General features: G+C 72.8%; 26 protein-coding genes and 1 pseudogene. 13 read left to right on the forward strand and 14 right to left on the reverse strand.

The features are described 5' to 3' along the window. Positions 1 to 244 precede the first annotated feature (244 nt). Positions 245 to 1,078: a DeoR/GlpR family DNA-binding transcription regulator gene (locus IE294_RS22765; RefSeq protein WP_189888959.1), complete on the forward strand. Its 834-nt coding sequence runs from the start codon at positions 245 to 247 to the stop codon at positions 1,076 to 1,078. 82 nt (positions 1,079 to 1,160) lie between these two features. Then, positions 1,161 to 1,634 (forward strand): SRPBCC family protein, encoded by a 474-nt coding sequence (locus tag IE294_RS22770; RefSeq protein WP_189888961.1) that lies wholly within the window; start codon positions 1,161 to 1,163, stop codon positions 1,632 to 1,634. On the opposite strand, the gene IE294_RS22775 is transcribed toward IE294_RS22770, so the two are convergent. The 8 genes from IE294_RS22775 to cds1 form a co-directional block, all read right to left on the reverse strand. After that, complete coding sequence (locus tag IE294_RS22775) at positions 1,635 to 2,423, reverse strand: enoyl-CoA hydratase/isomerase family protein (RefSeq protein WP_189888962.1); 789 nt, start codon at positions 2,421 to 2,423, stop codon at positions 1,635 to 1,637. A gap of 78 nt (positions 2,424 to 2,501) precedes the next feature. Beyond that, entirely contained in the window at positions 2,502 to 3,764 is a 1,263-nt protein-coding gene (locus IE294_RS22780; RefSeq protein ID WP_189888964.1) for a cytochrome P450, read from the reverse strand. A gap of 103 nt (positions 3,765 to 3,867) precedes the next feature. Beyond that, entirely contained in the window at positions 3,868 to 5,181 is a 1,314-nt protein-coding gene (locus IE294_RS22785) for a cytochrome P450 family protein (protein WP_189888966.1), read from the reverse strand. A gap of 246 nt (positions 5,182 to 5,427) precedes the next feature. After that, a complete protein-coding gene (locus tag IE294_RS22790; RefSeq protein WP_189818550.1) occupies positions 5,428 to 6,030 on the reverse strand; it encodes a GTP-binding protein in 603 nt (200 codons plus the stop codon). Further along, positions 6,005 to 6,379 carry a DUF742 domain-containing protein gene (locus IE294_RS22795; protein ID WP_189818551.1) on the reverse strand — a complete coding sequence of 125 codons (375 nt, stop codon included), beginning with the start codon at positions 6,377 to 6,379 and terminating at the stop codon, positions 6,005 to 6,007. The genes IE294_RS22790 and IE294_RS22795 overlap by 26 nt, the downstream gene beginning before the upstream one ends. Next, positions 6,376 to 6,777, reverse strand: coding sequence for a roadblock/LC7 domain-containing protein (locus IE294_RS22800; RefSeq protein WP_014671109.1), 402 nt, complete (start codon positions 6,775 to 6,777; stop codon positions 6,376 to 6,378). The genes IE294_RS22795 and IE294_RS22800 overlap by 4 nt, the downstream gene beginning before the upstream one ends. Then, positions 6,774 to 7,979: an ATP-binding protein gene (locus IE294_RS22805; RefSeq protein WP_189888968.1), complete on the reverse strand. Its 1,206-nt coding sequence runs from the start codon at positions 7,977 to 7,979 to the stop codon at positions 6,774 to 6,776. The genes IE294_RS22800 and IE294_RS22805 overlap by 4 nt, the downstream gene beginning before the upstream one ends. 230 nt (positions 7,980 to 8,209) lie before the next feature. Then, positions 8,210 to 9,334: an L-cysteine desulfhydrase Cds1 gene (cds1, locus tag IE294_RS22810; protein WP_189888970.1), complete on the reverse strand. Its 1,125-nt coding sequence runs from the start codon at positions 9,332 to 9,334 to the stop codon at positions 8,210 to 8,212. A 304-nt stretch (positions 9,335 to 9,638) separates the two neighbouring features. On the opposite strand from cds1, the gene IE294_RS22815 reads away from it, so the two are divergent. Together IE294_RS22815 and IE294_RS47765 are read left to right on the forward strand one after the other, a co-directional pair. Continuing rightward, positions 9,639 to 9,962, forward strand: coding sequence for a hypothetical protein (locus IE294_RS22815; RefSeq protein ID WP_014671112.1), 324 nt, complete (start codon positions 9,639 to 9,641; stop codon positions 9,960 to 9,962). A gap of 374 nt (positions 9,963 to 10,336) precedes the next feature. After that, positions 10,337 to 10,855 (forward strand): annotated as a pseudogene (locus tag IE294_RS47765) (ATP-binding protein); the annotation flags it as partial. 573 nt (positions 10,856 to 11,428) lie between these two features. Here the strand turns inward: IE294_RS47765 and IE294_RS22825 are convergent. Continuing rightward, entirely contained in the window at positions 11,429 to 11,719 is a 291-nt protein-coding gene (locus IE294_RS22825) for an SHOCT domain-containing protein (protein WP_189888972.1), read from the reverse strand. 166 nt (positions 11,720 to 11,885) lie between these two features. Here IE294_RS22825 and IE294_RS22830 point away from each other — a divergent pair, with 166 nt between their 5' ends. The 6 genes from IE294_RS22830 to IE294_RS22855 all read left to right on the forward strand — a co-directional run bounded on the left by IE294_RS22830 (position 11,886) and on the right by IE294_RS22855 (position 15,192). Continuing rightward, positions 11,886 to 12,476, forward strand: coding sequence for a TetR/AcrR family transcriptional regulator (locus tag IE294_RS22830; protein ID WP_189888974.1), 591 nt, complete (start codon positions 11,886 to 11,888; stop codon positions 12,474 to 12,476). A gap of 5 nt (positions 12,477 to 12,481) precedes the next feature. Next, positions 12,482 to 12,871, forward strand: coding sequence for a cupin domain-containing protein (locus IE294_RS22835; RefSeq protein WP_189888976.1), 390 nt, complete (start codon positions 12,482 to 12,484; stop codon positions 12,869 to 12,871). Positions 12,872 to 12,910: 39 nt separating this feature from the next. Continuing rightward, the gene (locus IE294_RS22840) at positions 12,911 to 13,495 is read left to right on the forward strand and encodes a DUF4865 family protein (protein ID WP_189888978.1); all 585 of its coding nucleotides are present in this window, start codon (positions 12,911 to 12,913) and stop codon (positions 13,493 to 13,495) included. Then, positions 13,492 to 14,403, forward strand: coding sequence for a phosphotriesterase family protein (locus tag IE294_RS22845; RefSeq protein WP_189888980.1), 912 nt, complete (start codon positions 13,492 to 13,494; stop codon positions 14,401 to 14,403). Before IE294_RS22840 ends, IE294_RS22845 begins: the two co-directional genes overlap by 4 nt. Before the next feature lie 85 nt (positions 14,404 to 14,488). Then, positions 14,489 to 14,692: a DUF1272 domain-containing protein gene (locus IE294_RS22850; protein ID WP_306433460.1), complete on the forward strand. Its 204-nt coding sequence runs from the start codon at positions 14,489 to 14,491 to the stop codon at positions 14,690 to 14,692. 77 nt (positions 14,693 to 14,769) lie between these two features. Further along, the gene (locus IE294_RS22855) at positions 14,770 to 15,192 is read left to right on the forward strand and encodes a hypothetical protein (RefSeq protein ID WP_189888983.1); all 423 of its coding nucleotides are present in this window, start codon (positions 14,770 to 14,772) and stop codon (positions 15,190 to 15,192) included. Here the strand turns inward: IE294_RS22855 and IE294_RS22860 are convergent. Continuing rightward, positions 15,189 to 16,436 (reverse strand): ROK family protein, encoded by a 1,248-nt coding sequence (locus IE294_RS22860; protein ID WP_189888985.1) that lies wholly within the window; start codon positions 16,434 to 16,436, stop codon positions 15,189 to 15,191. The two genes, IE294_RS22855 and IE294_RS22860, sit on opposite strands and share 4 nt — an antisense overlap. Before the next feature lie 48 nt (positions 16,437 to 16,484). Continuing rightward, positions 16,485 to 17,135: an alpha-ketoglutarate-dependent dioxygenase AlkB family protein gene (locus IE294_RS22865; RefSeq protein WP_189888987.1), complete on the reverse strand. Its 651-nt coding sequence runs from the start codon at positions 17,133 to 17,135 to the stop codon at positions 16,485 to 16,487. A gap of 67 nt (positions 17,136 to 17,202) precedes the next feature. On the opposite strand from IE294_RS22865, the gene IE294_RS22870 reads away from it, so the two are divergent. Further along, positions 17,203 to 18,336, forward strand: a complete 1,134-nt coding sequence (locus IE294_RS22870) for a methyltransferase (RefSeq protein WP_189888989.1) — start codon at positions 17,203 to 17,205, stop codon at positions 18,334 to 18,336. 41 nt (positions 18,337 to 18,377) lie between these two features. On the opposite strand, the gene IE294_RS22875 is transcribed toward IE294_RS22870, so the two are convergent. Both IE294_RS22875 and IE294_RS22880 read right to left on the reverse strand, forming a co-directional pair. Beyond that, positions 18,378 to 19,238, reverse strand: coding sequence for a class II fructose-bisphosphate aldolase (locus IE294_RS22875; RefSeq protein ID WP_189888991.1), 861 nt, complete (start codon positions 19,236 to 19,238; stop codon positions 18,378 to 18,380). Between the two features lie 31 nt (positions 19,239 to 19,269). Beyond that, complete coding sequence (locus tag IE294_RS22880) at positions 19,270 to 20,151, reverse strand: SIS domain-containing protein (protein WP_189888993.1); 882 nt, start codon at positions 20,149 to 20,151, stop codon at positions 19,270 to 19,272. 125 nt (positions 20,152 to 20,276) lie between these two features. Between IE294_RS22880 and IE294_RS22885 the strand changes: the two genes are divergently transcribed. Next, on the forward strand, positions 20,277 to 21,056 hold the full coding sequence (locus tag IE294_RS22885) for a DeoR/GlpR family DNA-binding transcription regulator (RefSeq protein ID WP_189888994.1): 780 nt from the start codon (positions 20,277 to 20,279) through the stop codon (positions 21,054 to 21,056). A gap of 42 nt (positions 21,057 to 21,098) precedes the next feature. Here IE294_RS22885 and IE294_RS22890 read toward each other — a convergent pair whose 3' ends face one another. Beyond that, positions 21,099 to 21,494, reverse strand: coding sequence for a luciferase domain-containing protein (locus IE294_RS22890; protein WP_189888996.1), 396 nt, complete (start codon positions 21,492 to 21,494; stop codon positions 21,099 to 21,101). 231 nt (positions 21,495 to 21,725) lie between these two features. Here IE294_RS22890 and IE294_RS22895 point away from each other — a divergent pair, with 231 nt between their 5' ends. Further along, a complete protein-coding gene (locus IE294_RS22895) occupies positions 21,726 to 23,087 on the forward strand; it encodes a C1 family peptidase (protein ID WP_229917301.1) in 1,362 nt (453 codons plus the stop codon). Positions 23,088 to 23,333: the final 246 nt, after the last annotated feature.

Genomic DNA, 23,333 nt, shown 5'->3' on the forward strand with positions numbered 1-23,333 from the left:
CCGTGCCGCCTGACGCCTGTGTCGTGCGCGCTCCAGGATCTCCGGTCCGGCGGTCGCGTACACCTCTCGTCACGGAATCTCCCCGAACCGTGTGGCGGCGGACGGGCCACGACGCGGTGGCGCAACCGGTCCCGACCCGTGAAAGGATGGAACGCCCGCGCACTGTCGGACAGAGGGAACTTCCTGGTCGGAGCCGGTGCACCGGGCGTGTCGGACGGATGGCGGCGAAAGGACCGGAGCGTACGTGAGCGAGAATCAGAACCTCCTCGCGGAGCAGCGCCGCGCCCTGATCGTGGACGAGGTCCGGCGCCGGGGCGGGGTACGGGTCAACGAACTGACCCGCAGGCTCGGTGTCTCGGACATGACCGTGCGCCGCGATCTGGACGCGCTCGCCCGCCAGGGTGTGCTGGAGAAGGTGCACGGCGGCGCGGTGCCGGTGGTCGAGGCGAGCACGCACGAGCCGGGGTTCGAGGCGAAGTCGGGGCTGGAGCTGACCGCCAAGGAGGACATCGCGCGCGCCGCGGCCCGGCTGGTCAGCCCAGGGGCGGCGATCGCGCTGTCCGGCGGTACGACGACGTACGCGCTCGCGCAGCAGCTGCTGGAGGTGCCCGACCTGACCGTGGTGACGAACTCGGTGCGGGTCGCGGACGTCTTCCACTCGGCGCAGCGCACCTCGGGGCAGCGGCAGGGGGCGGCGACGGTGGTGCTGACCGGCGGGGTGCGCACCCCGTCGGACTCGCTGGTGGGGCCGGTGGCCGACCAGGCGATCGCCGCGCTCCACTTCGATCTGCTCTTCCTCGGGGTGCACGGCATATCGCTGGAGGCCGGCCTGTCCACGCCGAACCTCGCGGAGGCCGAGACCAACCGGCGGCTGGTGCATTCCGCGCGCCGGGTCGTGGTGGTCGCCGACCACACCAAGTGGGGTGTGGTGGGCCTGAGTTCGTTCGCCGCGCTGGAGCAGGTGGACACGCTGGTGACCGACGCCGGCCTGCCCGCCGAGGCGCGCGCGGAGATCTCCGAGCACCTGCGGGTGCTGGTGGCGGGCGAGCCCGGGGACGAGGACGCCACAGACATCTGAGAGCCCGTCAGCTAAGGTGACGATGCCCGGTTGACGATGTCTGTCCAACCGCCTGCGGGAGTGTCACGAGGGGGTTTCGTCCATGGCTCGTCGTCTGCGCCCGGTGGATCCCGGCTTCATCGGGACCGCCCCCGTACGCCTGGTCTTCGCACGGAACATCGCCGCCTCGCCCGAGCAGGTCTTCCGCGCGCTCGCCGAGGACGTGCCGGGCTGGGCCGAGTGGTTCGCGGCGGTGACGCTCGCCCGGGTCACCGACGGCGGCTCCCGGCGGGAGATCCGGCTCCGGGGCGGGACGCGGTTCGCGGAGACGGTGCTCCTCGCGAAGGCGCCCGAGGTGTACGCCTACCGCATCGACAGCACCAACGCGCCCGGGGCCCGTGCCCTGGCCGAGGAGTGGCGCCTCACCCCTCGGGGCACCGGCACGCGTGTGCAGTGGACGTTGGCCGCCGATGGGACGGCGCCGTTCCGGCTCTTCCTCACGCTGGCCCGGGCGGGCCTGGGGCGCGCCTTCCGCGACGCGGTGACGTCCCTGGACGGGTACGTGTCCCGGCGGTGATCAGTCGCCGTGGGCGTGGTGCGCCTCGGACACGACCGCTGCCATCAGTTCCGCGTCCAGCGCCGAGACGTCGGCCAGGCGGGAGGCTGCGGACAGCGAGTTGAGCAGGGTCTTGGTGACGCGCAGTGCCGCCGGGGGGCGGCGGACGATGGGCCTGGCCCAGGCGTCGACGGCCGCGTCCAGTTCGTGAGCCGGCACGACCTTTTGCAGAATGGACAGGGAGTGGGCTTCCGCCGCGGTGAACGCCCGGCCGGTGAGCACGAGTTCGCGGACGCGGGCGGCGCCGACCTCGTTGATGAGGCGGGGCAGCAGCCCGCCCCAGGCGGTGGGGAGTCCGAGGGCGAGTTCGGGCAGCCGGAAGGTCGCGTCCTCGGAGCCGACCCGCAGGTCGCAGGCGAGTGCCAGGGCCATGCCCGCCCCGATGGCCTTGCCGTGGACGCGGGCGATGGTGACGGCCGGGTTCCCGGTGAGGGCGTCGCAGACGCGGCGCGCCTTGGTCCCCGACACGCGGATGCCGCTGCCGGTGGGGTCGGCGGCGACGTGCCGGGCGAACTCGCCGCGGTCCCCGCCGAGGCTGAAGTCGTCGCCGCTCCCGGTGAGGATGAGTACGCGGACCGCCGGGTCCTGGTCCTGGAGAACGGCCAGGAGGTCGTCCAGCAGGGCGTCGGTGACGGTGTTGCCGTGCTCGGGGGTGGTCAGCTCGATGGTGAGGACCGGGCCCTCCCGGTGGGTCCGCAGGGTCTGCCGTACGGAGCCGGACGGGAGGGCCGTGAGGGGGAGGGCGGTCATGTCGTCGCTTTCGGAGGAGTCGTGTCGTCGATGTCGGCAGGTCGTCTCGTCAGGTGCGCGAAGGCCGCCTCCGGGAGGTCACGCCGTCACCGTGAGGGAGCTGACGCGCCGGAAGACCATCCGGCTCGCGTACGTCGGGCCCGCGGTCGGCCGCAGAGTGGTGAATCGTTCCAGCAGCTCGCCGAGGAGTAGGCGGGCCTCCAGTCGGGCCAGGGCCATGCCGAGGCAGTAGTGGGCACCGCCGCCGAAGGCGAGGTGGGCGCCCTTGCGGCGGATGTCGAACGCGTGCGGGTTCCCGTTGCGGCGCGGGTCGTGGTTGGCGGCGCCGTAGAGGACGTGGACGGGGGTGTCCTTGGCGACCGGGACGCCGGCGAGGACGGTGTCATCGGCGGCGTACCGGGTGTTGAGGTGGATGGGCGGGTCGTAGCGCAGCACCTCGTCGATCGCGTCGTCGAGGTGTTCGGGGTGCCGGCGCAGCCAGTCGGCCCGGGCCGGGTCCCGGGTGAGGAACCACACGGCGTTGGCCAGCAGCGTGGCGGTGGTCTCCAGGGACGCGATGGTGATGAACATCGTCAGGTCGTAGAGCGTCTGGTCCGCCGCCGCGCGGTCCTCGGGGTACTGGGCGTCCCAGTAGCGGATCCAGCCGGAGAGGACATCGTTGCCAAGGTGGCGGCGCCGGTGGGCGATCAGGCGGGTGAAGAAGTCCCTCATCTCCAGGGTGGCCTGGGCGGAGACGGCCAGTTCGCTCTTGGTGGGCAGGAGTTCCTGGGCGTGGACCTGGCGGTGGGTGAAGTCCAGGATCCGCGGGTAGTCCTCGGCCGGGATGGCGAGCCACTGGCCGACGGTGTGGATCGGGAGCCGGTCGCCGACCGTGTCGACGAAGTCGGCCTCGCCGTGGGTGCGCAGCTGTGAGGCGAGGCGGTCCAGGAGCCGGGTGACGTGGCCGGCGATCCGGGGCCGCATGGCCTCCAGGGTGCCGCGGTCGAAGAGGTTGCCCAGAGCGCGCCGCTGGAAGGTGTGCACGGGCGGGTTGAGTCGGGAGAGGGTCCGTGTCATCTCCCGCGTCGCCGGCTCCCGCCAGCGCGTCGGGTCGGGCCGGCGCTCCTGCCAGTCGAAGTCGGGGACGAGCCAGTTCCTGCCGCGCAGGACCTGGCTGCACGCCTCGAATCCGGTCACGAAGTAGCCGCCCCAGGGCGCGGGCACCACATCGCCCAGGGCGCGCAGTTCTTCCCAGACGGGGCGGGGGTCGGCCAATCCCTCGCCGGACCTCAGGCGGCGAAGGAGGGGGATGACGACTCGGCGGTCGGGGGTGGTACCGCGTATGACGCCAACGGCGGTCACGCAAAGCTCCTCTGTGCTGGGCGCTACCGTTACCGCCGGAACCTACCCTTCCCCTCTCCTTCGTCATGCGCCTGACAGTGTTGCTCCTGTCACATGCCGTACATCACACCCGGAAAATGTCCAGGAAACTGCTCCAGAATCCCTTCTTCCTGGTCGGCTCCTGTCGGCCGACGGAGGCGGCGGAGGCCGGGACCGAGGGCAGCGGCTGCTCCCCCGCGGCGGGGCCGGTGCGGTTCTGGAGGGCGGAGACCATACGGGTGGCCGGGGTCGGGCTGAAGGTCACGGGCAGCGCGACCAGGGCCCGGTGGAACGGCCCCGGGCGCCATGCCAGCTCCTTCTCGGGAACGGCCAGCGTGAGGTCGGGCAGGGCGTTGAGGATCTTCTCGATCGCGGTGACGGCGATGACCTGCGCCGGGTCCTTGGCCGGGCACGCGTGCGGACCGGCTCCCCAGGCCAGGTGGGCGCCCTTGCTGTGCTTCCGGCGGGCCTCGGCCAGCGCCGGATCGCTGTTGGCCGCGGCGAAGCTGATGACGACCGGGGTGTTGGCCTCGGCCACCACTCCCCCGAGGTCCACGTCCTGCACCGGGAAGTGGGTGGCGTAGTTGGCGATGGGCGTCTCGTTCCACAGCACGTCGTCGATCGCCTCCTCGACGAGCAGCCCGGAGTCGCGCCCGCTGGTGTCGGGCGACAGCAGCAGGAGCAGCGCGTTGCCGATGAGGTTGCGCTCGGGTTCCACGCCGGCGCCCATCAGCATGACGAGCTGGTCCTTGAGTTCCTCGTCGGTGAGCCCGGCGGGGTGCTGGATCAGCCAGGAGGTGACGTCGTCGCCGGGCCGGCGGCGCTTGAGGGCGATCAGCTCCATGAGGCAGGCGGTGAGTTCCTCGTTGGCGCGCAGGGCGTCCTTGCCGTCGAAGATCGCCGACATGGCGCTGGTGAGGGTGTCACCGATGTCCGCCGGGCAGCCGAAGAGCTTGTTGAACAGCAGCAGCGGCAGCAGCTTGGCGTAGTCGTTGAGGAGGTCGGCCCGGCCTCGCTCGCTGAACTGGTCGATGAGGTAGTCGGCGATGGGCTCGACGTCACGGCGGATGCGGGTGACGTTGAGCCGGGCCAGGCTGTCCGTGACGGCCTTGCGCAGCCGCAGGTGCACGGCGCCGTCGGTGAACAGGCAGTTGGGCCGGTACGCCATCATCGGCAGCACCGGGCTGTCCAGCCCGATAGCCCCTTCGTTGAGGGCCTTCCACCGGCGGGCGTCCCGGGCGAAGAGCGTGGAGTTCTGCAACACGCGTAGCGCCATCTCGTGGCCGACGACCAGGGTCGCGTCGACGCCGGGGGCGAGTTCGACCGGTCCGGCCGGACCGTGGGCGCGCAGCCGGTCGTAGACCTGGTGCGGGTCGGCGGCGAACGCGGCGTCGTGCATGGGGCATCTTGCGCCGGCGGGGGCGGGGGCTGACTGGCGGTCCATGAAGTTCCTTCTGCTGGCTCCGGGCCGAGGCTCCGGGCGGATGGTTCCGGGCCGGGGCCGGGGCCGGGGGGCGGCCCGGGCCCGGCGCCGGGGGATGGTGCCGGGCCGGGGTCCCGGCAGAGGGTCCGGGCCCGGGGCCCGGGCGGAGGTCCGGGCCGGGGGTCGGGGGGATGGGCGGATGAGACGACTGCGGACGGGCGGTCAGGCGGCCCGGGCGAGCAGGTGACGCACGAGCGCGATCAGCGCGTGGGCGGAGGACTGCCGGTCGCGGGCGTCGCAGTAGACGACGGGGGTGTCCGGGAGCAGGTCGAGGGCCTCGCGCACCTCCGCCTCCTCGTACACCGTGCCCGCCTTGAAGCTGTTGACCGCGATGGCGTACTCCAGGCCGTACCGCTCGACGAGGTCGATGACGGGGAACGTCTCCTCCAGCCGGGCGGGGTCGACCAGGAGCAGCGCCCCCAGCGCGCCGCGGGCCATGTCCTCCCACAGCTGCATGAAGCGCTGCTGTCCGGGGGTGCCGAACAGGTACAGCACGAGGTCGTCGCTGAGCGTGAGCCGGCCGAAGTCCAGCGCCACGGTGGTGGTGGTCTTGTCGGTCACGCCCCTGAGGTCGTCCACGTGGAGCGACGCCTGCGTCATCTTCTCCTCGGTGCGCAGCGGGGTGATCTCCGACAGGGAGCCGATGAAGGTCGTCTTGCCCACGGCGAAATGCCCGACGACCAGGATCTTGGCAGCGTTGGTCACCGCGCTGGAGACATAGATGGAGCCGGGGGCCGTCTCAGCCGATGAGAGATTGGAGTCCATTCAGAACCTTTTCCAGGGTCGCTCTGTCAACGTTCTGAGCCCGGGGCGGCTCGGCTCGGCGCAGGAGGTGTCCCTGCTCGAATAAATCGGTCAGCAGCAACCGGGCCACTCCCACCGGCAGTCCCAGGTGTCCGGCCACTTCGGCGACCGACAGGTAGCCGCCCGCGCACAGCTTCCAGATCGCCATCACCTCGGGGCCGGCTCCCAGCGGGGGTGTCCGGTCGGGAGCCAGGATGACCAGGGTGTGCAGCGCCAGGTCGTCCGAGTCCGGCAGCGTCCGGCCGCCGGTGATGACGTAGGAACGGACGAAGTCGCTGGTGACGGCGGCTTCCTCGCCGGGATTCGTCATGCGCCGGCACCGTTGTCGGAGCGGGGCGCCACACTCATCGCCTTGCTCAGGCCCGTGACCGTCTTCTGCATGCGGAAGGACATGGCCTCCATGTCGACGTCCAGCGCGGCGGAGACGGCGAGGTAGGAGCCCTGGCCGGCGGCGATCAGGAAGATCCAGCCGCCGTCGTACTCCAGCAGCGTCTGCTTCCAGATCCCGTGTCCCGCTCCCACGAACCCCGCGACGGCCCGGCTCAGCGACTGCATGGAGCTCATCGCGGCGGCGTTCGTCTCGGCGTCGTCCCGCCCGATGTCGTCCGAGCGCTGCAACAGCAGGCCGTCGCCCGAGACGAGGATCGCGTGCCGGGCTCCGCGCACCTCAAGCACGTCGTTGAGCACCCAGGACAGGTCGATGTTCACTTGGTGTCAGGTCCTTCCGTGGTGTTCGTGGTGCGCCCAAGCTGTGTTCCGCGCGCGAACGCCCCGAGCCGTGACGCCGTCACCTCGCTGGCGGGCTCGGGCGTGCCTTCCTGACCGGCGGTTTCGTCGAGTGCCGGGACCACCGTGACGGGGCCGCTCCGTCGCCGGCGTTTGGGCAGACCTCCCGTGGTCGTCCCCACCACGTGGGTGGGGCCCACCACCGGGACCGGCGCCAGCCGCTGGGGGGCCGCCTCCGGTGCCGCGGTGTCCTGGGCGTCGACCGCGGGGGCGGGCACGTCGGCCGCGAGGAGACTTTCGGGCACACGAATCACTGCACGCACTCCGCCGTAGGGGGACACGGAACCGACGGAGACGGCGAAGCCGTAGCGGGCGGCGAGCATGCCGCACACGGCGAAGCCGAACCGCGGCGGATCGCCGAGACCGGTGATGTCGACCGGGCCGTCGACCGACAGCAGGGCCGCCGCCCGGTCCTTGGTCTCCTGGTCCATGCCGAGTCCGGCGTCGTCGACGATGAAGCACACACCGGTCGGCACGGCCTGGATGTTGACCTCGACCGGGGTTCCGGGCGCGCTGTAGTTCGTCGCGTTGTCCAGCAGCTCGGCCAGCACGACGGCCACCGGCTCGACCGCCTTGCCGACGAGGGAGACGTTCACCTGCGAGTGAACGCTGACCCGGCTGAAGTCCCTGATCCGGCCCTGGGCGCTGCGCGCGACGTCGTAGACCGTGGCGACGCTCTCCCGCCGGCCCAGCCAGCCGCCGCACAGCACGGAGATGCCCTTGGCACGGCGGCCGAACTGGCTGCCGGTGTGGTCGACCGTCATCAGGTCGGCCAGGATCTCGGTGGTGTCGCCGTACTTCTTCAACAGGCTGTCGAGGAGTACCTGCTGCTCCTCGGCGAGCGACTGGAGCGTTCCCATCGCGGACTTGAGCACCGCTTTGGTCCCCGCCTCCGCGTCCGCCCGGACGTCCGCGAGGGCGTGCTGGTGCTGGGTGGTCAACGTGGCGATGTGCGCGTGGAGCTCTCCGACATCGCCGCGGGCCTCACCGAGTCCTGCCTCCAGATCCTTCTTCGTTCTTCGGAGCGCCATATTGGTTCTCCGGGCCCGCATCACTGCGACGACCGCAGCGATGAGCACCACAAGCAAGATCCACAACAGTGGATCCCGAGTCAATGACGTCATGAGACTCTCTTCAAGTCGCATCGCGCCGGGAACGTGAACAGCGCGACGGTGCCTTCGAGACTGTCCCCCAGACGCGTTTATGACACGCCGTCAGTCCGCTGAAAAGTGGGATGATCTTATCAGCCGCTTAGGCGCAACCGGCTTGCCGAGGGCCTCAATTGAGACGTCACCAAACCCACACAACCCCGCCACCCGCCTGTCGCGCGCGACCTGCCCGAGGAGGGGGCGACTCAGTCCGGCCACACGCCCGTGGCCAGGAACGTGGCGACCGCGGCGGCGTACGGCGCGATGTCCAGACCCTGCTCCGCGAGCCACGCGTCCGAGTAGTACTTGTCCAGGTACCGGTCACCAGGGTCGCACAGCAGCGTGACGACGCTGCCCGTACGCCCCTCGGCCACCATCTCGGCGACGATCTTCAGCGCGCTCCACAGGCCGGTGCCCGTGGAGCCGCCCGCCTTCCGGCCGATGGCCGCCTCCAGGGCCCGCACGGCGGCGACGCTGGCCGCGTCCGGGACCTTCATCATCCGGTCGATCGCGCCGGGCACGAAGCTCGGCTCCATGCGCGGCCGTCCGATGCCCTCGATCCGGGAACCGCAGGCGCAGGTGACGTCCGGGTCGGCGGCCGTCCAGCCCTCGAAGAAGCAGGAGTTGTCCGGGTCGGCGACGCAGATGCGGGTGTCGTACTGCATGTAGTGGACGTAGCGGGCGAGGGTCGCCGAGGTGCCGCCGGTGCCCGCCGTGGCGACGATCCAGGCCGGCTCCGGGAACCGCTCCAGTTGCAACTGCCGGAAGATCGACTCGGCGATGTTGTTGTTGCCGCGCCAGTCCGTCGCGCGTTCGGCGTAGGTGAACTGGTCCATGTAGTGGCCGCGGGTCTCCACCGCGAGGCGGGCGGACTCCTCGTACATCTTCCGGGAGTCGTCCACGAAGTGGCACCGTCCGCCGTGGAACTCGATCAGGCGGATCTTCTCGGCGCTCGTCGTGCGCGGCATGACCGCGATGAAGGGCACGCCGATCAGCTTGGCGAAGTAGGCCTCGGAGACCGCCGTCGAGCCGCTGGACGCCTCGATCACCGGACGGTCCGGGCGGATCCAGCCGTTGCAGAGGCCGTAGAGGAACAGGGAACGGGCGAGCCGGTGCTTGAGGCTGCCGGTGGGATGGGTGGATTCGTCCTTGAGGTAGAGGTCGATACCCCATTGCTCGGGCAGCGGGAAGCGCAGCAGGTGCGTGTCCGCCGATCGGTTCGCGTCGGCCTGAACCTTGCGGACGGCCTCTTTCAGCCAGTCACGGTAGGCGGGGTCGCTGCGGTCGACGTCGAGGGTGGCGCCGGTGCTGATCTGGGGAGTGGTGCTCACGGCGGGGCTCCTTCCACTGCTCGCCGACGGCGCCTCGCGCGGGCCGGCAGATCGAGCATAGGCACCTTTCACACCGGGTCCCACCTGCATAAACGCATCTTTGAGCCACCCAAAGACGCGCTGGGGCACGGATGTGCGAGCCGACGGGGGCGCATGGGCGCGAGTGCTCCGGGCGGCTGTCTCGCGCGCCCCACGCGTACTGGTGCTCCGGGCCGAGCCGGGGCAGACTGCACGCGACGGGACGACCGTCCCGAACGGGGGCGCACCAGGGAACCACGGGAACACCGCGAGGGGGCGGCCAGACATGGCGGAACCGGAGTTCACGGCCACAGGCGTGCGCATCGGCAAACGCCTGCGTTCGCTCACCCGGGCCGGACAGGTCCGGATCAGCGACGGCAGGCTGCAACTGCTCACCAGCTACGGGAGCGAGATAGACAGCGCACCGGTGCAGGCGGTGCGCGCGTCCAAGCCGTGGTTCGTACCGGACGACCGAGCGCTCGCCGACGTCAACGGCACGCGGTATCTGCTGACGATGGGCGCGCACGATCCCGCACCGGGCCGGCCGGGGCCGCCCGCGGCACGGCGGTTCGTCGAGGCGGTCCGCCGGGCGGCGGGGCGCGGCGGCTGAGGAGCGCGTGGCCGCACTCGGCCGGGGGCGGTCAGCCGCACGCGCCGAGCGGGGATCGGTCGCCCACGCGGGGGGCAGCCGGTCGCACAGGCCGAACAGCGGCCGGTCGCACACGCGCGGGAGGGCGGCCGGTCACACAGGCCGAGCAGTGGCCGGTCGCACACGCCGGGCAGCGGTCGGTCGCGGCGAGTTGCGGGAGCGCATCCGCTGCGCCACGCTGGTCTCACGTCACTCTGGGTTTACCGGCGATAACGCTGCGAACCAGCCCGCCGGCCACGACAGCAGGCGGACGTTTGGACGCAAGCACCCTGCTGGATCCGTTGTTCTCCGTGTTCTTCCGGTTCCTCCGGACCTCACATCGGGGAGTCGCAGCCGTGATCAGTCACCCAAGCAGGCACTGCACGGTGGAGCTCCAAGCCCTGCCGTCGCGGATCGGCCAGGTCCGCAGAATCGTATCTGCGCAGTTGCGCTACTGGCATATGGACCCGTTGATAGACCGGGCCGCGCTCGGTGTGACGGAGTTGCTGAGCAACGTCCACCGGCACGCCCGGCCCGACAAGTCGTGCACCGTCGAGCTGGAGCTGCTGCCGGACCGGCTCACGGTCTCGGTGCGCGACCACGATCCGCGTCTTCCGGTGCCGGCCGACGCCAAGGAGACGACGACCGCCACCCCGCTGGCCACCTGTGGGCGGGGCCTGGCCATGGTGGCCGCGGTCAGCGAGAGCTGGGGCGCCCGCCCGGACGGCGAGAACGGCAAGGTCGTCTGGTTCACCCTCCCGGCCCCGGCAACGGCCCGCAGCCATCCGTCGGGGTCGCCGCGGGGGGCGGTACGGAGCACGCCGGCACCGGCTGCGACGAGGGCGGCCGTCCCCACGAGGGCGGCTGCTCCGGCGGAGGTGACTGTCCCGGCCGGGGCGGTCCTCCCGGCCGGGGCGGTTCTCCCGGCGGGGTCGACCGGTCCGGGGCCGTGCGTGACCCCGGCAGCCCCTGTACCGGCGAGTGCCGCGCCCCTCACGAGTCCCGCACCCCCATCCCTCCGACGTACCGCACCCGCCGGAGGCACGGCGCCCGTCGCCGCCACGGCCACGGCGCCGGTCGGGGCGCCCGCCCCCGCCACGGGGTCCGCCCCCACCCCGACCGGGACAGCAGCACCCGCCCGGTCGGCCGTCCCTTCCTGACCCGCGAAGCCTCCCGGCCGGCCACTGGGTCGCCCAGCCCACGGGTGGCCTCCCGGCCCTCCGCGCCTGTGGCCAACCGGGAGCACCAGGCCCGTCACGAGTCGGCTGTTCTTCCTCCCCGGAACGCCGCAGCAGCGCGGGCCGGCCCCCAGGGGCCGGCCCGCCTCGGTGCCCCCGCTGATCCCACCGGGAAACCAGACCCCGGCCGAGGAACGCACCCCCTCCAGGTGACCCGCCCCCCGCCAAGCCCCGGCGAACTTGCCCGAGCCAAACCGGGCCACGTCGTTGTCAGGCCGCGCCGCCCTTTCCGGCGCGGCCGAACTGCTCCTCCAGGACGGACAGACGGCGCCAGTACTCGTCCTCGTCGATCTCGCCGGAGGCGAAGCGGCGGCCGAGGACCGCGAGCGGCGAGTCACCCGCCGGGCGTCCCGCGTCCATCGGCCGCCAGGGACCGCGCCCGCGCCGGGCGGTGCGGCGCAGCACGGTGACGGCGCCGGTCACGACGGCCGCCCAGATCAGCGGGACGAACAGGATCCACGGGCCGGGTCCGCCGCCGTCCCAGTGCGCCAGGGTCTGCATCTCGGGTCTCTCCCTCGTCGGTTCGCATCTTCGGGTGATGTCCCGAGGCTCCCTCCGGCACGGGGTCCTGGTCGTCGTGCGGTCGGCGGCAGTGCGCGTACCTCGCGGGGAGTACGGCCCTGACGCCGGGCTGCTCCCGGACTGGAGGGCGACTGTAACTACTAGTATGTACAGTGGGCGCATGAGCACCTCGGAACGACTCATCGAGTCCACCCGCGAGCTGCTGTGGGAGCGCGGGTACGTGGGCACCAGCCCCAAGGCGATCCTGGAGCGCGCCGGGGCCGGTCAGGGCAGCATGTACCACCACTTCAAGGGCAAGCCGGACCTCGCCCTGGCGGCCATCCGGCGCACCGCCGACGAACTGCGGGCCACCGCCGAGGCGGTGCTCGGCGGACCGGGCACGCCGTACGAGCGCATCGAGGCGTATCTGCTGCGCGAGCGGGATGTGCTGCGGGGCTGTCCGGTCGGCCGGCTGACCATGGACCCGGACGTGATCGCGAGCGAGGAACTACGCGCGCCGGTCGACGAGACGATCGCCGCCATCCGCGAGCGGATCGCCGGGATCGTCGAAGAAGGCAAGCGGCAGGGGCAGTTCGCGCCCGGCCTGCACGGCCAGGAGATCGCCGCGGCCGTCCTCGCTACCGTGCAGGGCGGCTACGTCCTCGCCCGCGCGTCCGGATCGCCGGCCGCATTCGACGCGGGCGTACGCGGTCTGCTCTCCCTGCTGGCACCTCCGGCTCCCCGGCGGGGGAACTGAGTCACGTGCACATCACCAGACGGCGTCCCGACACCCGGCGGGGTCCCGCGGAGAACTCCACCGGCACGGTCTGGCTGGACGGGACAGCCGCCCCGCCGGTCCCGTCCCGGCCGCGCGTGTTCCCCGTCCACTTCGCGCCCGGCGCGCACACGGCCTGGCACCGGCATCCGAACGGACGGGTGCCGCACGTGCTGGAGGACGAGGGGCTGGTGCGGCGCAGCGGCGGCGAGGTGAAGCAGATCCGCGCGGGCGACACGGTGTGGATCGAGCCGGACACATGGCACCGGCACGGCGCCGGGCCCCGCACCTTCATGACCCACCTGGCGGTGGTGGAGGCCGCCGCGGACGGCACGACGACCGAGTGGCACGCGCACGTGACCGACCATCCCGCCTGAGCAGTGGCCGACTCCCCCGCCCGAGAAGGGAAGTGCGAGATGCACGCCATGCAGTACGAGTTCACCTTGCCCGCCGACTACGACATGGGGGTCATCCGCTCCCGTGTCGCCCGCGTCGGTCATCTGCTGGACGACTGGGACGGCCTCGGCATCAAGACGTACCTGATGCGCGGACGCGGTGTGAACGGCTCACCGGTGAACCAGTACGGCCCGTTCTACCTCTGGAACACCCTGGAGGGCATGAACAGTTTCCTGTGGGGCGGAGCCTTCCAGGGACCCGTCAACGACTTCGGACGGCCCGCGGTCCGGCAGTGGACCGGCCTGGCCTTCGAGGAGGGCACCGCCGCCGCCTCCGCGCCCGCGTTCGCCGTGCGCCGGCGCCAACCGGTGCCGGACGGCGTGCGGTTGGCGTCCTTCATGGCGGACGCGGCGGCCGAGACCGAGGGGCTGGCGGCGCAGGACGGCGCGGTGCTCGCTGCGGCGGCCGTGGACACCCACGCCTGGGAGCTGGTGCACTTCTCCCTCTGGGAGCACGAGGCGCCCAAGGCCGGCGGGGACGTCTTCGAGGTGCTGCACCTGTCCGCACCCGGCCGGGACCGACTCGCGCACGGACGGCAGTGGTGACCCGCGTCCGTACGGTCCTCGGTGACATCCCGGCCGGGGAGCTGGGCGTGTGCGACGCGCACGACCATCTCTTCCTGCGCAGCCCGCGGTTGCCGGGTCAGGAGCTGGACGACCTCCGCGCCGCGCGGTCCGAACTGGCGGCCTTCCGCGCGGCGGGCGGAGCGGCCGTCGCGCAGTGGACGCCGTACGGCATGGGCCGGCGCGCGGCGGACCTGCCGGGGCTGTCCCGCGCGACCGGGGTGCGGATCGTCTGCGCCACCGGACTGCACCAAGCGGCGCACTACGACCCCGAGTCGCTCGCCCGGCTGCGCGGCGGCCGGCTCGCCGACCTGTTCGTCTCCGAACTCACCGAGGGCATCGGCACGACCGGTGTGCGGGCCGGTTTCATCAAGGTGGCGGGCGGTTTCCACGGGCTCGACGCACATGCCCGCCGGACCATGGCGGCGGCGGCCGAGGCGCACCACGCCACCGGCGCCCCCGTCGCCGTACACCTGGAGCTGGGCACCGGTGCCCTGGACGTACTCGACCTGCTGTGCGGTGAGTTGGGCGTGCCGGGTGAGCGGGTGATCCTCGGGCACCTGAACCGCTCCCCCGACCCGGTGACGCACCGGCAGGCCGCCGCGTCGGGCTGCTGGCTGGCCTTCGACGGCCCGTCCCGCGCCCATCACGCCACCGACTGGCGGATGCCGGAGGCCGTACGGGCCCTGGCGGAGGCCGGGTTCGGGGACCGGCTGCTGCTCGGCGGCGACACGGTGACCGCCGGGGCCCGCTCGGTCGACGGCGGGCCGGGGATGCCGTACCTGCTGCGCCGGGTACGGCAGCGGCTGGTTCAGGCGGTGGGCGCGGACCTGGTGGACCGCGTCCTCGCGGAGCACCCGGGGCGGGCTTTCGGGGCCGCCTGGACCTGAGCGGGCCCTGGCCCCATCCGCTGGATCCCTGTCCCACCGGACGGTTTCCCCGCCGGACGTGGCCGGGAGGACGCGAGGGCGGGAGGTGCGCGCCCGCTGCGAGCGCTGCGCGACCACCGCGCTGCCACCGGACGGTCCGGCCCGCGTCTGCTCGTACGGGTACACCTTCTGCGAGGCATGCGGAGCGGCCCTGGGCCAGGTCTGCCCCGACCGCGAGGGCGAACTCGTGCCGAGACCGCGCCGCGCGTCCACGGCCACCCCTGGTCGCGCGGGCCCCGGCCGCCCGTGACTCCGGCGGCGGGGCCCGTTGTCAGTGCCGCGTCCTACGCTGGCCGTGATCGGTGAACGCAGGGCGGGAGGTCTGTGATGGGTGGCAACGCATGGAGCCACGTGGGGCGGTACCAGCCGGATCCGGCGGCGGCGTTCCGGCAGGAGCAGGAGGCGGAACTGGCGCGGGACGACCACGGCTTCCCGGGCCGTACCGTCGAGGAGCTGTGGAGGGACAGGGAGTGGATGGAGTACATCTACACCGGCGGTACGGCCACGGTCCTCGACCAGTCGATCATGGTGGAGCCCACGGACACCGGAGGCGGGCCGTACATGCGGCCGTTGACCGACGCCGAGATCAGAGCCTGGGCACCTGACGGCCGGCCGACGCACGCCGCGTGGCGCGCCGCGCTGGGCTCGGACCGGCTGCCCTTCCCCGGCCGCGCCTGCGGCAACTGCACGGTGCTGTTCGACGACGACGGCCCGGCGGGGATGGCGTACTGGGGCGTCACCGCGGACTAGTCGCTCCCGGCCAGCGCCTCCAGTGGATCGTCCAGCACCGGCTGCCAGGCCAGTTCCGCCGCGCCGACCAGGCTGTTGTGGTCCAGGGTGCACGGCAGGATGGGGACGCCCCCGCTCTGGCCCCACAGGCTGCGGTCGGCGACCACCGCGCGCAGCCGATCGGGGTCCGCGTCCAGCAGGGTGCGGTGCAGACCGCCGAGGATGATGCGGTCCGGGTTGAGGATGTTGACCAGGCCGGCCAGGCCGAGGCCGAGGCGGTCGATGAGGACCTCGGCGGCCCTGCGGACGGCCGGGTCGTCGTACTGGGTGCGCAGCAGGTCGCCTGCCTGCTGGACCAGCGACACCTCGGGGCCGGGCTCCCGTCCCGCCTCCACGAGCAGGGCCAGCGGGTCCGCCTCGACGTCCAGGCAGCCCCGGCTGCCGCAGTGGCAGGGGCGGCCCTCGGGGTTGACGGTGAGGTGGCCGACCTCCAGCGCGAGCCCCGAACTGCCCGTGTGCAGACGGCCGTCCAGGACGAGCGCGCCGCCGACGCCCCGGTGCCCGGTGGCCACGCACAGCAGGTCCCGCGCGCCCCGGCCGGCGCCGTGCCGGTGTTCGGCGAGCGCGGCGAGGTTGACGTCGTTGCCCGCGAACGCGGGTCCGCCGATGCCGGCGGCGCGCACGCGCTCCGCGAAGATCTCCCGGACGGGGGCGCCCACGGGCCAGGCCAGGTGCAGGGGGTTGAGGGCCAGGCCGGCGGGTTCGGCGACGGCGGACGGCACGGCGAGTCCGGCGCCGACACAGCGCCGTCCGGTGCTGCGCAGCAGCTCCGCGCCCGCCTCGACCACGGAGCCGAGCACCTTCGCCGGGTCGGCGTCGACGGTCTCGCAGCCGGGCGCGGTCGCCACGATCCGTCCGCCGAGGCCGACCAGCGCGGCCCGGAAGCCGTCGGCGTGGATCTGGGCCGCGAGCGCGACGGGACCGTCCTCGGCGACCTCCAGCCGGTGCGAGGGGCGCCCCTGCGAGCCGGCCGCCGAGCCGGGCCGGGCGTCCACGCGGATCAGGCCCAGCGCCTCCAGCTCGGCGGCGACCGCGCCGGCCGTCGCCCGGGTGACGCCGAGTTCGGCGGTGAGCACGGCGCGGGTCGGCGCCCGTCCGGTGTGCACCAGCTCCAGCGCCGGTCCGAGCGCCCCGCGCCCGCGGTCCAGCCGCGCCCTCGACGTGGTCCTCTCCCCCGTTGCCCGGGGATCCGCCTTGCCGCTCATGAGGGCGAGTCTCCCATGATCCGCACCCTGGGTGGCCTGCGCCGGCGGCTACAGGCCGCTCACCCGCAGGGTGATGTTCAGCCGTCCGGCGAGACCCAGCCAGGCCGGGGCCGTGCCCGGGCGGACGCGCGGCACTCCGTGGTAGGCGAACCGGGACGGGCCGCCGAAGACGAACAGGTCTCCGCTGCGCAGTTCCACGTCGGTGTAGGGCTTCGCGCGTGTGCCGGTGTTGCCGAAGCGGAACACGCAGGTGTCCCCGAGGCTCAGCGAGACCACCGGCGCGTCGGTCTTCTCGTCGCCGTCGCGGTGCATGCCCATGCGGGCGTCACCGTCGTAGAAGTTGATCAGCGCGATGTCGTACGGCGCGGCCGGTACGGCGTCCGGGCCGAGCGCGTCGGCCACCGCGCGGCGGCCCAGCGCGCCGAGCCAGTCCGGGAACGGCTTCACGGGGCTGCCGTCGCCGTCGACGACGGTGCGGGCGTAGGCGTACGGGTACCAGTGCCAGCCCAGGCAGACCTGGCGTGCGGTCATCGTGCCGCCGCCCGGTGTGCGGACCGTGCGCAGCCCGGCGGGGGGCCGGGCCCAGTCCCGGCAGGCGGCGAGCAGGGCGCGCTGCCGCTCGGCGTCCAGCCAGTCCACGACGTGCACGGCGCCCGGCGCGACCTCCGCACGCTCCCGGGGGAACAGCTCGTCCTCCATGCCCCCATCCTGCCCCACGCCCTCTGATCTGCGGCTCCGCTAGCCTGGACGCACGATGAGCGACCGTATGACGACACCGTGGGGCGAGGTCGAGCTGACCCGCTTCCCCGACGACCCCCGCGACCGGCTGCGCGCCTGGGACGCCTCCGACGCGTACCTGCTGCGCCACCTCGCGGAGGAGAAAGTACCGCTCACGGGCACGGTCGTGGTGGTCGGGGATCGCTGGGGCGCGCTGGTGACCGCGCTGGCGGAGCACCGGCCGACGCAGATCACCGACTCCTTCCTCGGCCAGGAGGCGACCCGGGCGAACCTGGCGCGGGCGGGCGTGGAGCCCGGTGCGGTACGGCTGCTCACCACGCAGGACCCGCCGCCGGAGCGGGTGGACGTGCTGCTGGTGCGGGTACCGAAGAGCCTGGCGCTGCTGGAGGACCAGTTGTTGCGGCTGGCGCCCGCCGTGCACGCGGGCACGGTCGTGGTCGGCACCGGCATGGTGAAGGAGATCCACACCTCGACGCTCCAGTTGTTCGAGCGGATCCTCGGCCCGACCCGGACCTCGCTGGCCCGGCAGAAGGCCCGGCTGGTCTTCTGCACCCCGGACCCGGCGCTGGAGCGGCCCGCGAACCCGTGGCCGTACAGCTACGCCCTGCCGGACGGCGTCGGCGCGGTGTCGGGGCGCACGGTGGTCAACCACGCGGGCGTGTTCTGCGCGGAGCGGCTGGACATCGGCACCCGCTTCTTCCTGCGGCACCTGCCCGGTCCCGGCGCCGGCCGCGTGGTGGACCTCGGCTGCGGCAACGGCGTGGTCGGTACGGCGGTGGCGCTGGCCGATCCGGCGGCCGAGGTGCTGTTCGTGGACGAGTCGTACCAGGCGGTGGCCTCGGCGGAGGCGACGTACAAGGCGAACGGGGTGCCGGGGCACGCCGAGTTCCGGGTCGGGGACGGGCTGGCCGGGGTGGCGCCCGGCAGTGTGGACCTGGTCCTGAACAACCCGCCGTTCCACTCCCACCAGGCGACGACGGACGCGGTGGCGTGGCGGATGTTCACCGGGGCGCTGCGGTCACTGCGGCCGGGGGGTGAGCTGTGGGTGATCGGGAACCGGCACCTGGGGTATCACGTGAAGCTGAGGCGGTTGTTCGGCAACAGTGAACTGGTGGCGTCGGACCCGAAGTTCGTGGTGCTGAGGGCGGTCAAGAGGGGTTAGGCGCTCCGCCGGGAGCCGAGCCGGTCAGCCCCCGGCCCCCCTCAGCCCCCGGCCCCGGAGAGGACCCCGATGATCCGCCGTACCTCGGAAGCCATCGCCTCCCGCCCCGCACCGAGGTAGGTGCGCGAGTCGACGGCCTCGGGACGGGCGGCGAGGAACTCCCTGATCGCCCCGGTCATGGCGGCGTTGAGCGCGGTCCCGACGTTGACCTTGGCGATGCCGCGGCCGACCGCCGCGACCAGGCCGTCGTCCGGCACCCCGGAGGAGCCGTGCAGGACGAGCGGCACGGTCAGCGCGGCGGACAGCCGCCCCAGCAGGCCGAGGTCGAGGACGGCGGTGCGGGTGGTCATGGCGTGCGTGCTGCCGATGGCGACGGCCAGGGCGTCGACGCCGGTGCCGGCGACGAAGTCCCGCGCCCGGCCGGGATCGGTACGGGCGCCGGGCGCGTGCGCGTCCAGCGGGGGCCGGCCGTCCTTGCCCCCGATCTGCCCCAACTCGGCCTCGATCCAGAGGTTCTGGGCGTGTGCCCAGTCGACGGCGGCCCGGGTCGCGGCCAGGTTGCCGGGGTACGGCAGGCGGGCCGCGTCGTACATGACCGAGCTGAACCCGGCGCCGGGCGCCTGGCGCAGCAGGTCGTCGCTCTGCACGTGGTCCAGGTGCAGAGCGACCGGTACGGCGGCCCGTTCGGCGGCGGCGACGGCGGCACGGGCCAGCGGCAGCAGCCGTCCGTAGCGGAACTTGACGGCGTTCTCGCTGACCTGGAGGACCACGGGTGCGCCGGCCGACTCGGCGCCGGCGATGACGGCCTCGATGTGTTCCAGGGTGATGACGTTGAACGCGGCGACGGCGGAGCGGGCGGCGGCGGCCCGGGTGATCAGCTCGCCGGTGGACGCGAGGGGCACGTGAGGTGTCCTTCCGGGAGGGCCGGCGGGTTCAGGGGGCGAGGATCACCGAGCGGGTCAGGTGCCGCGGCCGGTCGGGGTCGAGGCCCCGGGCGGCGGCGACGGCGACGGCGAGCCGCTGGACCCGGACGAGTTCGGCGAGCGGGTCGAGCCCGCCCTCGATCCACAGGCCGCCGGTGGCGCGCACCTGCTCGGCGAGTCCGTCGGGCGCCTCGCCGAGCATCAAGGTGGCCGTCCCCTCGGTGGTGACGCTGATCGGGCCGTGCCGGTACTCCATCGCCGGGTAGGACTCGGTCCAGGAGAGGGACGCCTCGCGCATCTTCAGCCCGGCCTCGTGGGCGAGTCCGACGGTCCAGCCGCGCCCGAGGAAGGCGAACTGCGTGCACTCCACGAGCCCTTGGGGCAAGGGAGCGGCGAGGGCGGTGCGCGCGTCGGCGACGACGGCGTCGGTGTGCAGGCCGAGATGGGCGCGCAGGAGGGTGAGCGCGGTGGTCGCGAACCGGGTCTGGACGACGGAGCGTTCGTCGGCGAAGTCCAGCACGACGAGGTCGTCGGCGGCCGACACGACCGGGGTGTCCGGGTCGGCGGTCACGGCGGTGGTGCGGGTCCGCCCCGCGGGCCCCGCGAGCAGTTCCAGTACTTCGGTGGTGGTGCCGGAGCGGGTGAGGGCGAGGACCCGGTCGTACGACCGCCGGTGCGGGAACTCGGAGGCGGGGAACGCATCGGTCTCGCCCTGTCCGGCGCCCTCGCGCAGGGCGGCCACGGCCTGGGCCATGAAGTACGAGGTCCCGCACCCGACGACGGCGACCCGCTCGCCGGGCTCCGGCAGTGCTCCGCGGTAGTGCTCCGCCTGCTCGGCCGCCCGTATCCAGCACTCGGGCTGGCTGTTCAGCTCGTCCTCGACATGTGTCATGCCCAGACCCTCCCCTGGCTGATTGTTCTTGCAAGGTATAGCGAGCTTTCGAGCACAATCAAGCATTCGGACGCCAGGCCGGGTGCGTTAGGGTCGCCGGAGATCGAACGGAAGGGAGGCGGCGGATGTCCCGGGACGCCCGCTGGCAGGCGCTGCTGGAACTGCTCGTCGAACGCGGCCGGCTGGAGGTCGAGGACGCGGCGGCCGAGCTGGCGGTGTCGGCGGCGACGATCCGCCGGGACTTCGACCAGCTCGCGGAACAGCAGATGCTGGTCCGCACCCGGGGCGGGGCCGTGGTGCACGGGGTGTCCTACGAACTCCCGCTGCGCTACAAGACGGCCCGGCGCGCCTCGGAGAAGCAGCGCGTCGCCAAGGCGGTGGCCGAACTCCTCGCTCCGGGCGAGGCGGTGGGACTGACCGGCGGGACGACCACCACGGAGGTGGCCCGGGCGCTGGCCGTGCGCGGTGACCTCGCCACCGGCTCACCGGCGCTCACCGTGGTCACCAACGCGCTCAACATCGCCAACGAGCTCGCCGTGCGCCCGCAGTTCAAGATCGTGGTGACGGGCGGGGTGGCGCGTGCGCAGTCGTACGAGCTCGTCGGCCCGCTCGCGGACGGGGTGTTGGGCCGGATCACGCTCGACGTGGCGGTGCTCGGTGTCGTCGGCTTCGACGTGGTGCACGGGGCGGCGGCGCACGACGAGGCGGAGGCCGCGATCAACCGGCTGCTGTGCGAGCGCGCCGAGCGGGTGGTGGTCGCGGCCGACTCCAGCAAGCTGGGCCGCCGGGCGTTCGCCCGGATCTGCGGGACGGAGCTGGTGGACACGCTGGTGACGGACACGGCGGCGGAGCGGGAGACGGTACGGCGGTTCGAGGAGGCGGGCGTCCGGGTGCTGACGGTGTGAGATGGCCCCGGCCCGGCCGGCCTCCCGGCTCCCGGTGCCGCCTCAGAGCCCGCCGAGGTCGGCCTTCACGAACCCCGCGCCGCGCTGGTCGTTGCAGCCCACGACCGCCCGGTCCGCCGGATCGGGCCACAGCTGCTGGGCCTGGAGCGCCACGCTGACCAGCGTCAACAGCAGGTCGACGTCGCTCGCGGCGTCCAGGCGCAGGGTGACCCACTGCGAGCCGGGCACGACCCTGATGGCGTCCGAGCCCCTGAGGTCCTTGGCGAACCGCCGGACGGCCCGGTCGGTGAGCCGCAGGTCGACATCACGCTCGGAGTGGAAGTGCGCGATCTCCCCCTGGGCCGACCGCACGGCCCGCCCCAGACCGCAGCTCGGGACGGCCTGTCTCAGGTCCGGCCAGGTCGCCAGTTGCGCGAACGCGCGCGAGGCCAACGTCATGCGCCCATCATGGCGCGCTCACCCGCCCGCAACCAGCTCGTGAGCAAGCATTAACCGACCTGTATCCGCCGTGCGTTCACGCATCCGCACAGGAATCCACCCGTCGTACAGACCGGCGCCCCGGACAGCGGGCAGCTGAGCTTCGACACTCCGTTGACTCCGGCCGAACCGCCGTGCGACGGTGAGGGCGCGCTCCTCTCACGAAGCCCCGGGAACTGGAGGCAGACCGCTGTGACCTTCGGAAACGATGACTCCCGCCGGCCCATGGAGCGCGGTCTGACGCCGGACCAGCTGGAGCTGTTCGAGAAGGAGTTCACCGCGCGCCCGGTGAACCGGCTGATGCAGAACGCGGTCACCCGGACGCCCGTTGACGATGTCGCCCTCGACCGGCGGATACTCACCGGTATCGACCACTCGGTCTCCCACCACCTGGACGACTGGAAGGCCACCGACCAGAAGCAGAGCGGGCGTTGCTGGATGTTCGCCGGACTCAACCTGCTCCGGGTCGGCGCCGCACGGAAGCTGGGCGTGAAGGACTTCGAGTTCTCCGAGAACTACCTGCTCTGGTGGGACAAGTTCGAGCGGGCGAACCACTTCCTGGAGGCCGTCGTCGAGACCTCGGACCGGGACGTGGACGACCGCACGGTGGCCCACCTGCTGGCGGACCCGATCAGTGACGGCGGCCAGTGGGACATGTTCGTCGCCCTCGTCGCCAAGCACGGCCTGGTCCCCAAGTCGGCCATGCCGGAGACCGACAGCTCCTCCTCGACCCGGGCGATGAACCGGGCCCTGGGCACCCTGCTCCGCCAGGGCGCCCGCGACCTGCGCGCACTGGCCGCCGAGGGGGTCGAGGCACAGCGGGAGCACAAGCGGGAGGTGCTGGCCGCCGTCCACCGGGTGCTCGGCATCCATCTCGGCACGCCTCCGCGGCGGTTCCTGTGGCAGTGGGAGGACAAGGACAAGGAGTTCCACCGCGACGGCTGGCTCACCCCGGCCGAGTTCGCCGCCTCCTATGTCCAGCTTCCGCTGGACGAGTACGTCTGCCTGGTGCACGATCCCCGGGAGTCGAGCCCGGTCGGCCGCACGTTCACCGTCGAGTACCTGGGCAATGTCGTGGACGCCCCGCCGGTCGTCTACCTCAACGCGCCGATGGAGCTGCTGAAGCGGCTGGCCATGGAGGCGATCGTCGGCGGCGAGCCGGTGTGGTTCGGCTGCGACGTAGCCAAGATGATGCGCGCGGACGCCGGCGTCTGGGACGCCGCGCTCTTCGACTACGCCGCCGTCTACGACGCCCCGTTCACCCTGGACAAGGCCGACCGGCTGCTGCACCACGACACGCAGATGACCCACGCGATGCTGTTCACCGGCGTCGACGTGGTGGACGGGAGCCCGCGCCGCTGGCGGGTGGAGAACAGCTGGGGCGAGAAGAATGCCGACAAGGGCTTCTGGACCATGAACGACTCGTGGTTCGGCGAGCATGTCTTCGAGATCGCCGTGCGCCGCTCCGCGCTGCCGCCGGAGCTGGCCGCCGCCCTCGGCCAGCCGCCGATCGTCCTGCCCGCCTGGGACCCCATGGGCGCCCTCGCGGACTGAGTGCGCCGGCGGAGGCCGCCGCCGCACCGCCTGTCGATGCCGTCAGCGCTGGTGGCCGACCCGCGCGCCACGCGGATCGCGTGCAGCGTGATCGCCGTACCGCCGCCGTCGTCGTCACGGTCGGCGAACCCCGGCTCGCCGCCGCGCCCTGCGGGGGCCGAGCCGAGGCGCCGGGCGGCGCGGGCGTGTCCGAGCCTTGCCGCCCGGAGGCGCCCGAGGCCGGCGGAACGGTCGTCACCGGCGTCT

This window comes from Streptomyces canarius, assembly GCF_014650735.1.
Taxonomy (GTDB): domain Bacteria; phylum Actinomycetota; class Actinomycetes; order Streptomycetales; family Streptomycetaceae; genus Streptomyces; species Streptomyces olivaceoviridis.

Excerpts from the sequence above, each read along its gene's own strand:
- IE294_RS22865 (WP_189888987.1), bottom strand. The coding sequence starts at position 17,135 with ATGGAGGACGAGCTGTTCCCCCGGGAGCGTGCGGAGGTCGCGCCGGGC.
- IE294_RS22890 (WP_189888996.1), bottom strand. The coding sequence starts at position 21,494 with ATGACGTTGGCCTCGCGCGCGTTCGCGCAACTGGCGACCTGGCCGGAC.
- IE294_RS22830 (WP_189888974.1), top strand. The coding sequence starts at position 11,886 with ATGTACAGTGGGCGCATGAGCACCTCGGAACGACTCATCGAGTCCACC.
- IE294_RS22885 (WP_189888994.1), top strand. The coding sequence starts at position 20,277 with ATGTCCCGGGACGCCCGCTGGCAGGCGCTGCTGGAACTGCTCGTCGAA.
- IE294_RS22815 (WP_014671112.1), top strand. The coding sequence starts at position 9,639 with ATGGCGGAACCGGAGTTCACGGCCACAGGCGTGCGCATCGGCAAACGC.
- IE294_RS22840 (WP_189888978.1), top strand. The coding sequence starts at position 12,911 with ATGCACGCCATGCAGTACGAGTTCACCTTGCCCGCCGACTACGACATG.
- IE294_RS22825 (WP_189888972.1), bottom strand. The coding sequence starts at position 11,719 with ATGCAGACCCTGGCGCACTGGGACGGCGGCGGACCCGGCCCGTGGATC.
- IE294_RS22790 (WP_189818550.1), bottom strand. The coding sequence starts at position 6,030 with ATGGACTCCAATCTCTCATCGGCTGAGACGGCCCCCGGCTCCATCTAT.
- IE294_RS22870 (WP_189888989.1), top strand. The coding sequence starts at position 17,203 with ATGACGACACCGTGGGGCGAGGTCGAGCTGACCCGCTTCCCCGACGAC.
- IE294_RS22805 (WP_189888968.1), bottom strand. The coding sequence starts at position 7,979 with ATGACGTCATTGACTCGGGATCCACTGTTGTGGATCTTGCTTGTGGTG.
- IE294_RS22775 (WP_189888962.1), bottom strand. The coding sequence starts at position 2,423 with ATGACCGCCCTCCCCCTCACGGCCCTCCCGTCCGGCTCCGTACGGCAG.
- IE294_RS22795 (WP_189818551.1), bottom strand. The coding sequence starts at position 6,379 with ATGACGAATCCCGGCGAGGAAGCCGCCGTCACCAGCGACTTCGTCCGT.
- IE294_RS22770 (WP_189888961.1), top strand. The coding sequence starts at position 1,161 with ATGGCTCGTCGTCTGCGCCCGGTGGATCCCGGCTTCATCGGGACCGCC.
- IE294_RS22855 (WP_189888983.1), top strand. The coding sequence starts at position 14,770 with ATGGGTGGCAACGCATGGAGCCACGTGGGGCGGTACCAGCCGGATCCG.
- IE294_RS22785 (WP_189888966.1), bottom strand. The coding sequence starts at position 5,181 with ATGCACGACGCCGCGTTCGCCGCCGACCCGCACCAGGTCTACGACCGG.
- IE294_RS22860 (WP_189888985.1), bottom strand. The coding sequence starts at position 16,436 with ATGAGCGGCAAGGCGGATCCCCGGGCAACGGGGGAGAGGACCACGTCG.
- IE294_RS22880 (WP_189888993.1), bottom strand. The coding sequence starts at position 20,151 with ATGACACATGTCGAGGACGAGCTGAACAGCCAGCCCGAGTGCTGGATA.